The sequence below is a fragment of the Nocardioides sp. genome (assembly GCF_036405735.1).
In the GTDB taxonomy this organism is placed as follows: domain Bacteria; phylum Actinomycetota; class Actinomycetes; order Propionibacteriales; family Nocardioidaceae; genus Nocardioides.
This window is the reverse complement of the sequence record NZ_DASWXC010000100.1, coordinates 1-11,629: the sequence shown is the minus strand read 5'-3', so window position 1 is coordinate 11,629 and position 11,629 is coordinate 1. Positions and strand designations below refer to the sequence as shown.

At 72.3% G+C, this 11,629-nt stretch carries 10 protein-coding genes; 4 read left to right on the top strand and 6 right to left on the bottom strand.

Annotated elements, in window-relative coordinates:
- Together VGE38_RS16470 and VGE38_RS16465 are read left to right on the top strand one after the other, a co-directional pair.
- A partial coding sequence (locus VGE38_RS16470; RefSeq protein WP_331143643.1) for a CDP-glycerol glycerophosphotransferase family protein occupies positions 1-402 on the top strand: 402 nt, incomplete at its 5' end.
- Positions 399-2,972 (top strand): CDP-glycerol glycerophosphotransferase family protein, encoded by a 2,574-nt coding sequence (locus VGE38_RS16465; protein ID WP_331143642.1) that lies wholly within the window; start codon positions 399-401, stop codon positions 2,970-2,972. The genes VGE38_RS16470 and VGE38_RS16465, both read left to right, overlap by 4 nt.
- Here the strand turns inward: VGE38_RS16465 and VGE38_RS16460 are convergent.
- From VGE38_RS16460 to VGE38_RS16445, 4 genes are all read right to left on the bottom strand, one after another.
- Positions 2,960-5,269 carry a glycosyltransferase family protein gene (locus VGE38_RS16460; RefSeq protein WP_331143641.1) on the bottom strand — a complete coding sequence of 770 codons (2,310 nt, stop codon included), beginning with the start codon at positions 5,267-5,269 and terminating at the stop codon, positions 2,960-2,962. The genes VGE38_RS16465 and VGE38_RS16460 overlap by 13 nt on opposite strands.
- 4 nt (positions 5,270-5,273) lie before the next feature.
- A complete protein-coding gene (gene ftsY, locus VGE38_RS16455; RefSeq protein WP_414690992.1) occupies positions 5,274-6,404 on the bottom strand; it encodes a signal recognition particle-docking protein FtsY in 1,131 nt (376 codons plus the stop codon).
- Between the two features lie 49 nt (positions 6,405-6,453).
- Complete coding sequence (locus VGE38_RS16450; RefSeq protein ID WP_331143639.1) at positions 6,454-6,663, bottom strand: hypothetical protein; 210 nt, start codon at positions 6,661-6,663, stop codon at positions 6,454-6,456.
- A gap of 470 nt (positions 6,664-7,133) precedes the next feature.
- Positions 7,134-8,495: an HNH endonuclease signature motif containing protein gene (locus VGE38_RS16445; RefSeq protein ID WP_331143638.1), complete on the bottom strand. Its 1,362-nt coding sequence runs from the start codon at positions 8,493-8,495 to the stop codon at positions 7,134-7,136.
- A gap of 178 nt (positions 8,496-8,673) precedes the next feature.
- On the opposite strand from VGE38_RS16445, the gene VGE38_RS16440 reads away from it, so the two are divergent.
- Both VGE38_RS16440 and VGE38_RS16435 read left to right on the top strand, forming a co-directional pair.
- On the top strand, positions 8,674-9,231 hold the full coding sequence (locus tag VGE38_RS16440) for a hypothetical protein (protein ID WP_331143637.1): 558 nt from the start codon (positions 8,674-8,676) through the stop codon (positions 9,229-9,231).
- Positions 9,206-9,949 (top strand): transposase, encoded by a 744-nt coding sequence (locus VGE38_RS16435; RefSeq protein ID WP_331143644.1) that lies wholly within the window; start codon positions 9,206-9,208, stop codon positions 9,947-9,949. The genes VGE38_RS16440 and VGE38_RS16435 overlap by 26 nt, the downstream gene beginning before the upstream one ends.
- A 243-nt stretch (positions 9,950-10,192) precedes the next feature.
- Here VGE38_RS16435 and VGE38_RS16430 read toward each other — a convergent pair whose 3' ends face one another.
- Together VGE38_RS16430 and VGE38_RS16425 are read right to left on the bottom strand one after the other, a co-directional pair.
- Positions 10,193-10,657: an acyl-CoA thioesterase gene (locus tag VGE38_RS16430; protein WP_331143636.1), complete on the bottom strand. Its 465-nt coding sequence runs from the start codon at positions 10,655-10,657 to the stop codon at positions 10,193-10,195.
- Positions 10,654-11,629 (bottom strand): AAA family ATPase (locus VGE38_RS16425; RefSeq protein ID WP_331143635.1); only part of this gene is annotated, 976 nt, incomplete at its 5' end. The genes VGE38_RS16430 and VGE38_RS16425, both read right to left, overlap by 4 nt.

Here is an 11,629-nt window from a genome sequence, read left to right as displayed (position 1 = left end):
GCGCTCGACCTCTCGCCCCATCGCCACCCCGCGCTGCCGCCGGTGCTGCGGGCCGCCGACGTGCTGGTGACCGACCACTCGGGACTGGGCCTGGACTTCCTGGTCACCGGGCGGCCGGTGGTGGGCTTCGCCCCCAACCTCGCGCCCGACCTCGCCCCGGCGGCCGAGGCGATCCTGGACCCGATCCTGGATCCCGGGCATGTCCTCCCCGGCCCGGTCTGTCGTGACGCCGCCTCCCTGGTGCAGGCGCTGGGACATGCGCTGGAGCAGGCCATCGAGCCCGGCGCGACGCCGTCGCCGCACTACGCGCGCGTGCGCGACCTGCTGCTGGACCGGGTGGATGCCGACAGCACCGCCCGCGTGCTGGCTCGGCTCGACGCCGTCCGCGGGAGGACCCGATGAGCTACGACGCCTTCCTCGCCGACTGGCGTGCGTTCGTCGCCGCATGGGACCGGGCCCGGTCCGACTCCCCGGAGGCCGCGGAGCGGCTGGTCCGCGACGCGCTGCGCTCCGGCCTGCCGCACGCACAGGCGGCGGGAGCGACGGTGACGGCGGACCGCCCGAGCCGGGCAGCGGAGCGCGCCTGCGCGATCGCCCTGATCGCGGCGTCGGGTGAGTTCGACGAGGACGGCTACGTCCGCCACAACGCCGAGCTGATCGGCCCGGACGAGGCCCCGCTCGCCAACTACGTGCGGGACGGCTGGCAGCACCTGCGCTACCCGAACGCGCGCTTCGACGGCTGGTGGTACTGGAACGAGTACCTCGACCCCACCCGCGAGGAGGTCGACCCCTTCCTCCACTACCTGCTCGCCGGACGCGCCGCCGGTCATCGGCCGCGCCCCGAGCGCCGGGCACCGCTCCCCGATCCGCCCCGACCGGCCGCCAGCGGACCGCCCCGGCGGATCTGCCTGTTCGCGGCGTACGACGTCGACGGGATCGTCGACGACTACGTCGTGCACTACCTGCGCGACCTCAGCCGCTTCGCCGACGTCTACTACCTGGCCGACGGCCGGCTCAGTGACGCCGAGCTGGCCAAGCTCGGCGACGTGACCGCGGCGGCCTGGGCGGTCCCGCACGGGCGCTACGACTTCGGCTCCTACTCGATGCTCGCCACCGACCTGGTCGGCTGGGACGTGATCGAGACCTACGACGAGCTGATCCTCGCCAACGACAGCTCCTACCTGGTGCGGCCGCTCGACGAGGTCTTCTCCCGGATGGACGCCGTCGCCTGCGACTGGTGGGGCCTGCAGGCATCCCAGCGCGCGTTCGACCGCGACTGGGGCCACACCGAGTCGATCGACCTCGCCGCCGCGAAGCACCTCCCGCGCGACTACGAGGACTGGAACGTGAAGTTCCAGCTCCACGTCAGCTCCTACTTCGTCGCCTTCCGCCGCCGGGTCGTGCAGGACCCCGGGTTCCGCCGACGGTTCGAGACCGTCGTCGCCCAGGACGACAAGCTCAAGATCATCTGCAAGTACGAGATCGGGCTCAGCGACTACCTCATCGGCGCGGGCTTCGACTTCACGACCTTCACCGGCCGGCTGCACCCCTTCCACCCGCTCTACACCGCGGAGTACTTCGAGCTGCTCCGTGACGGGTTCCCGCTCCTCAAGCGCAACCTCCTCAGCGAGAACGTCAAGCGGGTCCCCGATCTGGTCCACTGGAAGGAGCGGGTGCGCGCCGTCGTACCCGACGCGCCGGTCGAGATGTTCGAGCGCAACCTGCTGCGCGTCGTCGCCGACGACCACCTCCGCCGCAGCTTCGCGATCCGCACCCGTCCCGACGGCAGCGTCTACCTCGCCCGCACCCTGCAGCGCGCCGAGTTCCGCGAGGAGGACCGCTGGGCGCCCAAGTTCGACCACTGGTGGGCGTTCCCCGTGTGCGCCTACGACCACTCCTTCGCCGGCAACGAGCGGGCGGTCTTCGAGGCCGTGCGTGAGGACCCCTCGATCAAGAAGATCGTGCTCACCAGGTCGCGGCGCGTCGACGTGGACGGCGAGAACGTCGTCGTCGTGCCGCTGACGAGCCGCGAGGGACAGCACTACCTGCTGCGGGCCAAGCAGATCTTCGTCAAGCACGGACCACGCATCAACGTGCCGTGGCCGGTGTCCAGCGTGACGCACAACTTCATCAACCTGTGGCACGGCATCCCGCTCAAGCGGTTCCTGCACGCCGCCGCCGTACCGTCCGCCGACGACCGCCGGATCAGCAACCGGGTCAGCGCCGGCTCGCGCGCCGTCATCGTGTCCAGCGACATGGACCGGCTGGCGATGTCGGCGGCGTTCGGGTTCGTGCCGTACGCCGACCTGTGGCCGACCGGACTGCCCCGCAACGACTTCCTGATGCGGCCGTTCGAGCAGCTGCCCGAGGACCTGCGCGCCGCCGAGCAGCGGCTGCGCGAGGAGCTCGGCGGGCGTCGGCTGGTGCTGTTCCTCCCGACGTTCAAGGACGGCCAGGCCGACTCCTACTACCGCTTCGCCCCGGCCGAGGTCGACCGGCTGCGGGCCTGGGCCGCCGAGCACGACGCGGTGCTGGGCGTGCGCGAGCACATGGCCGACCGGGCCCGGACCTACTCCTCGATGCTCGCCGGCCTCGCACCGCTCGACCTCTCGTCGCGGCGCTATCCCGACGTCGAGGTGCTCTACCGCGTGGCGTCCGGGCTGGTCACCGACTACTCCAGCGGGCTCGTCGACTTCTCGATGACGGGCCGGCCGGTCATCAGCTTCGCCTACGACCTGGACCGCTACGCCACCGAGGAGCGTGGGCTGTTCTACGACCTGGAGAAGGTCGTGCCGGGACCGGTCTGCCGCACCTTCGACGAGCTCGCCGTGGCGCTGGACGGCGTGTTCGCCGAGCGCACGGCCGAGCAGCTCGAGGACTACGAGTGGAAGCGGCGGATCTTCTTCGACCACGTCGACGACGGGGCCTCGGCCCGGGTAGTGCAGCGGGTCAAGGCGCTCTACGAGCGCTGACGCAGCTCCTCGACGATGGCCAGGAGCCGGACCGCGCGGGCGCGGAACGAGTGCTCCCGACGTACGGTCTCCGCGACAGCACGCCGGACCGTGTCGTCACCGAACACCGCGTCGGGGTCCGGGAGGGTGGCCAGTCGCACCACGTCCGCCGACGTGCGGGCCACCTGGACCACCGGGCTGAGCAGGTCGCCGAGGCCGGCGACGTCGTCCGTGACGACCCGGGCCGCGCAGGCAGCGGCGTCGAAGAGGCGGTTGGACACGAAGCCGTCGCGGCGCATGTCCTCGAAGTGGTCGTTGAGCACGACGCCGGCGGAGCGGTACGCCGCTCCGACCGCGGCGTTGTCCAGCCGGTCGGCGACCACCTCGGCGGCACAGTCACCGGGCAGGTAACGACCCCAGCCGCGACCGTAGATCCGGACCGGGAGGCCGGCCTCGACGGCAGCCAGCACCACCGGCCGACGGACCTGCCGGGAGTTGCCGACGAAGAGCACCGGCGCGCCGCTGTCGGGCGCGGCCAGGTCGGGCCCGAACAGCGCGGGATCGGTGGCCTGCAGCAGAGGCTCCACGTCCATGCCCCACTCGGCCGAGCGCTGCGCGGCCCAGGTGACGCTGGCCGCGCACACCCGGTCGTAGGCCGCCAGCTCCTCACGGGTGACGGTGTCGGGGTGGGAGATCACCCAGGCGAGGGTCGTCTGCCCCGGCAGCGGCCGGTAGGCGTGGGGGCCGCGGAGCACCAGCGCCACGTCGTCGAGGTCGGCGGTGGGCCGGTGCCACGCCGGGTGGTGGTCGATGACCGCGTCGTGCCCGAGGTCGCCGAAGGCGGCGACCAGCGAGCGCGCGAAGTGCGTGTCGCCCCAGGTCTCCCCCAGGGGGCCGGCCGGGGCGGGGTTCTTGATCGCGATGCGCAGCCGCCTGGCCCGCTCGGACGTCGCGAGGTCGCGTCCGATCACGGGACTGCCGTCCGGGTGGCGCCCCGTCACGCGGAAGCCGCACACCGCCCAGAGCACGGCCTCATCGGCCGGCCGGTCGCCGTGGTCACGGACGAACGCGGCCCGCTCCCCATCGGGTACGCCGGCCAGCGGATGCTCGGGGGCGGCACGGTGGGTCACCACGGCGCCCGGAGCGACCCTCCCCTCGCCGGGCAAGCGCAGGGCCAGGTCCACGAGGCCGAGCGGCCCGTCGAGCCGCACGCCACCGGCTGCCACGACGTCCCGGTGCCGCGCGGCGAGCACGGTCTCGCCCACGGCGGTGAGCCGCTGCCGGTCCAGCCGGGCCGCGTCGCCCGGCGGCTGGCCCCGCAGCAACGGCTGCGGCAGACCGTCGGTCGGCACCGCCCAGCCCGCGGAGCGCACCGTGCCGTCGGCGTGCTCCACGACCACGGGCTGGACGGCGGCGACGCCCGGCTCCCCGAGCGCGTCCAGCAGTGGCGCCAGCCAGCCAGCGGTGGGACGGGCCGTCGCGTCCAGGAGGACCACGGTGGCTCCGCCCGCATGGCCGAGCAGCGCCGTGCGGGAGGCGGCCGGACCCAGCCGGGTCCCGCTGCGCACGACCCGGGTGTGCTCGAAGCGCACCGGGAGCGAGGCCAGCGCGACCGCGTCCAGGGGCGGACCGGCGTCGTCGAGCACGACGCACTCCACCCGCTCGCCGTCGGCACCGGTCAGGGCCGCCTCCACGGCCGGCAGCACGTCGTCGGCCGGGCCGTGCCGGGGGTCGGCGACCAGCAGCAGTGAGACCAGGCCGGGGGTCGCACCCGCGCGCGGCGGCAGGTCGGCCAGCGTTGGCGTCGGCTCCCCGTCGCGCCGAGCGAGCGCGACGTCGTACTGCTGGCTCACCCAGGCGCGCAGGTCACCGTCGAGCCAGGAGTTGGCGGGGTGTCCCGCGGCGGCTCCGACGTCGCAGTAGTGGGCGACGGGGCCCTCGGGATGGTCGAGTGCCGTCGGCACGGCGGCGACGTACGCCGCCTGGTCGAAGAGCGGGTGCGTGGTCTTCCCGAACAGGCGCTCGCGCAGGTACAGCGTCAGTGGGTCGCCGTCGCCGAGCTGCTCGAGCCGTGCGGCGCTCCAGCGCCGCCGCAGCGAGACGGGGTCGAACAGCGGATGCGGCGAGAGTCCGCGCCGGTGGCCGTCGGCCAGATAGTGCGCCACGGCGGCCTCGCGGTCGAGGGACGCCCCGGCCTGGCGGGAGTACCACCGCTCGTCGAAGAGCACCGAGCCCAGCAGCAGGTCCCGGTCCGCACGCGTCGCGCCGACGCGCCCCAACCGGGCGAGCACCCGGCGGGCCAGCCCCTCCCCCGCCACGCGCTCAGCCGAGCAGCGCGTCGACGAACGCCTCGGCGCTGAACGGCGCCAGGTCGTCGGGGCCCTCGCCGAGGCCGACGAGCTTGACGGGTACGCCGAGCTCGCGCTGCACCTGGACGACGATGCCGCCCTTGGCCGAGCCGTCGAGCTTCGTCAGCACGATGCCCGTGACGTCGACGACCTCGCTGAAGACCCGCGCCTGGATCAGGCCGTTCTGGCCGGTGGTCGCGTCCAGGACGAGCAGCACCTCGGTGACCGGGACCTGCTTCTGCACGACCCGCTTGACCTTCCCGAGCTCGTCCATCAGGCCCTGCTTGTTCTGCAGCCGGCCGGCCGTGTCGACCAGCACGGTGTCGACACCTCGGTCGACCCCGGACTTCACGGCCTCGAACGCCACGCTCGCCGGGTCGCCCCCCTCGGGGCCACGCACGACCTCCACGCCGACGCGCTCGCCCCACGTGGCCAGCTGGTCCACGGCGGCCGCGCGGAAGGTGTCGGCCGCGCCGAGCACGACGGTGCGGTCCTCGGCCACGAGGATGCGCGCGATCTTGCCGACCGTGGTCGTCTTGCCGGCGCCGTTGACGCCGACGACCAGGACGACCCCCGGGGCGCCGTCGGCGCCGGTCACCTGGAGGCGACGGTCCATGTCGGGGTCGACCAGGGCGACGAGCTCCTCGCGCAGCGCCGTGCGCGGATCGACTCCTGCGCCGTCCACCCGCAGCCGGGTCCGCAGCCGCTCGACCAGCTCCTGGGTGGGCGCGACGCCGACGTCGGCGGTGAGCAGCAGGTCCTCGATGGACTCCCAGTCGTCCTCGTCGAGCCGGTCCCGGCTCAGCAGCGCCAGCAGGCCGCGGCCCAGGCCACCCTGCGAGCCCGCCAGCCGCTGCCGCAGCCGCACCAGCCGCGACGCCGTACCCTCGGGGCGCTCGAGGACGGGAGCCGCCGGCTCCTCGACCGTCTCCGGCACTGTCTCCGGCGCTGTCTCCGGCGCTGTCTCCGGAGGCGTGACGATGTCGGGGACCCCGGCCGTCGGCGCCTGCCGGGGCGTCTTGCCGCGCCGGGTCGTGACGAGACCGACGACGGCCACCGCCACGACGAGCAGGGCCGCCGTGATGATCAGGATCAGCTCCAACATGGCGTCCATCCAACCAGAGCCGAACCAGGCCGATGGAGCCGCCGCCGGGCTACTCCCGACCGGACGAGGTCGTCAGGCTCCAGTCCCGCTGTTCGTCTTCGGCGGTGAGCACCGGGAGCGCTTCGGTCGCCCGCTCCATCGCCTCACCGAGCCAGGGTACGGCGGGCACCTGCTCGCCCCGGTGTGGGAACGCTGCGTAGAGCAGCACCAAGGCCGCCAGGACGAGGATCACGGTCATCGCGATGAGGATGGGCAGCACGCTGGGCCTCCGAGCAGGTCGTGGGTGCGGTCGAGCCGGGACCCCTTCGGGATCCGTCGGCCTTCATCTTCCAGGTCCACTTCAACCGTGCCACACCCGGGATCCCCGGCCCGACCGGGTCCGCGGGTCGGGCGTGTCGTGATGGGCCTGCCGGCAGGCGAGTCGAGCCGGCCGTTCCTCGTTGGTCGAGCCGGCCGTTCCTCGTTGGTCGAGCCGGCCATTCCTCGTTGGTCGAGCCGGCGAGCCGCTAGGCGAGCCGTGTCGAGACCACCGCACCGCCTCGTTGGTCGAGCCGGCCGCCTTTCCGTTGGTCGAGCCGGCGAGCCGCTAGGCGAGCCGTGTCGAGACCACCGCACCACCTCGCCGGTCGAGCCGGCGTTTCTCGTTGGTCGAGCCGGCGAGCGCCAGCGAGCCGTGTCGAGACCACCCGGGCGTGCCGGTGGCCCCGCAACCCTGGTGGGGTGGCGGGGTCAGGGGCGGGACGGATGTCGATCCGGTGCTCGGGCGGGGCTGACGGAGTCGATGCTGGTGGTGCCGTCGGGGTCGACGTGGAACGTCAGGCCGTGGGGGCTGCGCCAGACATAGGTGCCGGTGTCGAGGAGGTCGTAGGTCCAGGCGGTGTGGGTCTTGATGCGGTGGTGGCGTCGGCACAGGGGTGCGAGGTTGCAGGAGCAGGTCGGCCCGCCGCTGGCATGGCCGGTGGTGTGGGCGGTGATGTGGTCGGTGTCGCAGCTCCGGGCGGGGCGGGTGCAGTGCGGGAACACGCACCGCCCGTTGACCAGGCCCACCTGCTCCCGCAGCCGGCTGGTGGGCTGGTAGCCGGTGGTCTCGAGGTGCTGGTTCAGGTCGAGCACCGGCCGCACCGTCACGACCGTGTCCTGGATGGTGAGCCACTCCCGAAGCTGGTCCAGGGTGATGAGGCTGCGGGTGTTCTCGATCCGCACGAAGGAGTCCGGGGTGCCGGAGCGGTCGATGTCGAGGTGGGCGTAGAGCACGACCTGACGCCGGGGCGCCGGCACCCGCACCGGCTCCTCGCCCGACTCCTCGGTCTGCTCAACGCTGGTGGTGAGGTCGAGGGTGAGGTCGTTGCGGGCGATCTCCCCGAGGGCTTTGGCGCGGCGCACGTCGAGGGCGTCGGTGGAACCCAACCGGGCCAGGGTGGTCGCGACCGCGTGGAGGGCGTCGTCGAGGTCGAGGGCGTCGGCCAGGTCCAGGGTGCCGTGGAGCTGCACGCAACCATCCGTGGTGACGTGCCGGGTCTCCACCGCGACGTACCGCGACTCCCGGGCGGCCCGTGCTTGGGCTTCAGCTCGGTCGGGGTCGAAGCGGGTGAGGGCCTCGGTGATGGTGCGGTCCAGTTGAGCGGGGCCGACCTTGTGCGCCACCGGCGCCAGCTGTCGGTCCACCCACGCCGCGGCCTCCCACGACAGGCCGAGGGTGGCCTCGGCGATGCGGCGGGCCTGCCAGGGCTGCACCCGCCCACCGGTCAGCCCGGCCCAGGTCTTCGGGAGTCGGTAGCGGCATTCCATGACCTGCCCGAGCCAGATCCGGCCGGAGTCGGTGGAGCGACCCAGCACCGCGGCCAGCTCGGCGATGGCGAACTCCGCCACCAACGGCGCCCCCTCACCCGCGATCGCCACACAGCCTTCGGTGCCCGGCAGCGTCGCCGCGTGCGTGAGGGAGTCGACCGAGTGCATCGCCGCCCAGGCGATTGCGTCGACCATCACCTGGACCTCCGCGACCCGGGCGGTCTCGCGGTGGGTGCGCAGGCCGGCCAGCACCCCGGCCGGGGAGTCCGGCGTGGTGTCGAAGTCGATCCGCGGGCTGGTCATGAGTCCACTCAAGCACCCGCCACCGACACTGATGATGCTCGACAACCCCGTGGGGCCGTGACTCTGCCACCGACTGTCGGCCTGCTGGCTTGACCATCAATTGGACCGTCAGCCCCGCGGGGTCCCGCTCGCCGGCCGGGCGGACATGACCTCATAAGAGCCTGGCTAAGCCTCATCAGTGTCCTGTCTGCTCGCCCGACCGGCGTCGACCCATCCGATCGACGGAAGGCAGATCCATCATGACAGTCGACCCCGCTCGACCCGGGCACGATCGTCGGCGGGATCGATACCCACGCCGACACCATCCACGTCGCAGCGATCGACCCTTGGGGTCGGCATCTGGGCGACCAGGAGTTCCCCCCCCCCCACGCCGACCGGTTACCGGCAGGCCCTGGACTTCCTCACCGGTCACGGTGAGCTGACCGCCATCGGGATCGAGGGCACCAGCTCCTACGGCATCGGGATCACCCGCACCGCCCGTGAAGCAGGCTTCGAGGTCTTCGAGGCTGTGCGCCCCGAACGGTCGATACGCCGACGTGAGGGCAAGTCCGATCCGATCGACGCCTACCAAGCCCCGCACGCCGTGCTGGCTGGTCGCGCGACAGCGGCCGCCAAGGCGGCTGACATCACCGCGCTACGCGCTCTGCACAACGCGCCGCTCATCGGTCAAGGCTCGTTCGGCGGCACAGGTCCAGATCGGCCAGCAGTTGGTGACCTCACCGGTACGGATCCGTGAGAAGTACCGTCACCTGACCCCGGCCCGGCTGATCCAGGCCCTGGCAGCGTGCCGGCCGGGGAACTACGCCGATCTCGAGGAACGTCTCGTCCTGACCGTGCTGAAGTCCCTGGCCCAGCGCCACCAAGGGTTGAGCCAGGAGATAGCCCGACTCGACGCCGAGCTCACCTCGCTGATCGAACAGACCGCGCCCCACCTGCTGCACCTACACGGCGTGGGGAACTACACCGCGGCACAGATGCTGATCACCGTCGGCGCCAACCCCGACCGGCTCCGTACCGAAGCGTCTTTCGCGGCCCTGTGTGGCACCGCGCCTGTGCCGCCCTCCTCCGGCAAGACCACCCGGCACCGGCTCTCGCGCGGCGGTGACCGGCGTGCGAACAACGCCCTGCACACCATCGCCCTGGCCCGGATGCGCAACCACCCGCCGACCAAGAACTTCGTGACACGTCAACGCGATCGAGGCCGGTCCACACCCGAGATCCTGCGGATCCTCAAGCGAGCCATCGCCCGCGAGATGTTCAAACAGCTCACCCGACCGCACGAGGACCTCGACGTCCGCGACCTCCGCCCCGCACGCCAAGCCAAGAACATCACCATCCACGCAGCAGCCGCAGCGATCGGCGTCGCACCCATGACCATCAGCCGCACCGAGCGCGGCAAGTTCGTCACACCCGAAGTGGTCAACCGCTACCGCGCATGGCTCGAAACCGCTTGACCACACATAGGAGCTTCAGTCACCGCCGGACCGACGACCAGCCCGGCCCCCGCTGGTCGAGCAGTGAGGCCGCCTGCGGCCGAACGTGTCGAGACCCCCGCAGCGAGGGCTGCCAGCGGCACCACGGGTGGTCTCGACACGGCTCGCCTGGCGGCTCGCCGGCTCGACCAACGAGGGACGCGGCTCGCCGGCTCGACCAGCGACGAACCGGCTCGACCGACTCGGGCGTGGTGGGGTCGGCCTTCAGTCGGGCTGGCGCAGGAGTGGGGTGACGGCGGCCCGGATGGCGTCCGGCAGTGGCGCGACCGGTCGGGCACGGGTGCCATCCGGGTCAGTCGTGTTGTCGACGTAGACGTGCACGAACCGGCCCTCGGCCGCCGCCTCCTCGCCGGGTCCCTGGAACAGGCCGATGCGGTAGACGACGCTGGAGGTGCCAACCTTGTCGACGACGAGACCCGCCTCGACGGGTTCGGGGAAGCCGATCTCACGGAAGTAGCGGCACGACGTCTCGGCGACCACGCCGATGCGGTCCAGCAGCCGGACGTTGGTTCCGGTGGCCTCGAAGAGGTACGCGTTGACGGCGGTGTCGAAGTACTCGTAGTAGGTCGCGTTGTTGAGGTGGCCGTACGCGTCGTCGTCGCGCCACCGCGTGGTGATCGTGCGCCAGTGCACGTAGTCGGCCCTGGTCGGACGGGCGGGCCGGGTCATGCGGGCTCGACCTCGCGCAGCCGCTGGCTGATGACGGTGGAGACGCCGTCGCCGCGCATGGTGACGCCGTAGAGCGCGTCACCGACCTCCATCGTGCGCTTCTGGTGGGTGATGACCAGGAGCTGGGAGGTCTCCCGCAGCTCCTCGTAGATCTGCAGCAGCCGCCCGAGGTTGGTGTCGTCGAGCGCCGCCTCGACCTCGTCGAGGATGTAGAACGGGCTCGGGCGGGCCTTGAACAGCGCCACCAGGAAGGCCACCGCCACCAACGAGCGCTCGCCGCCGGAGAGCAGCGAGAGCCGCTTGACCTTCTTGCCCGGCGGACGGGCCTCGACCTCGATGCCGGTGGCGAGCATGTCGTCGGGGTTGGTGAGCACCAGGCGTCCCTCGCCACCGGGGAAGAGGCGCGCGAAGACGTGGTCGAAGGCACGCTCCACGTCGGCGTACGCCTCGGTGAAGACCTGCTCCACGCGGGCGTCGACCTCCCGGACGATGTCGAGCAGATCCTTGCGGGTCTGCTTGAGGTCCTCCAGCTGCGCGGTGAGGAACTGGTGCCGCTCCTCCATCGCGGCGAACTCCTCCAGCGCGAGTGGGTTGACCTTGCCGAGCATCGAGAGAGCGCGCTCCGCGGTCCGCAGCCGCTTCTGCTGCTCCTCGCGCACGTAGGGCACAGGGGCCGGCTCGGGGTCGTCCTCGGTCGGCGCCACCGGCACCGGCTGGTCGGGTCCGTAGTCGGCCACCAGACCCTCGGGGTCGAGGCCGAGCTCGGTGAGCGCCTTCTCCTCCAGCTGCTCGATCCGCATCCGCTGCTGGGCCCGCGCCATCTCGTCGCGGTGGACGCTGCTGACCAGCTCCTCGAGCTCCCTGCCGAGGTCGCGCAGCGTGGCGCGCACCGTGAGCAGCTGCTGCTCGCGGCCGGCGCGCGCCTGCTCGACCTCGGTGCGCGCCTCGGCGGCGAGCTCGAGGGAGCGCTCC

Coding starts and splice junctions, on each gene's coding strand:
- ftsY (WP_414690992.1), bottom strand. CDS start 6,404: ATGTTGGAGCTGATCCTGATCATCACGGCGGCCCTGCTCGTCGTGGCG.
- VGE38_RS16465 (WP_331143642.1), top strand. CDS start 399: ATGAGCTACGACGCCTTCCTCGCCGACTGGCGTGCGTTCGTCGCCGCA.
- VGE38_RS16445 (WP_331143638.1), bottom strand. CDS start 8,495: ATGACCAGCCCGCGGATCGACTTCGACACCACGCCGGACTCCCCGGCC.
- VGE38_RS16430 (WP_331143636.1), bottom strand. CDS start 10,657: ATGACCCGGCCCGCCCGTCCGACCAGGGCCGACTACGTGCACTGGCGC.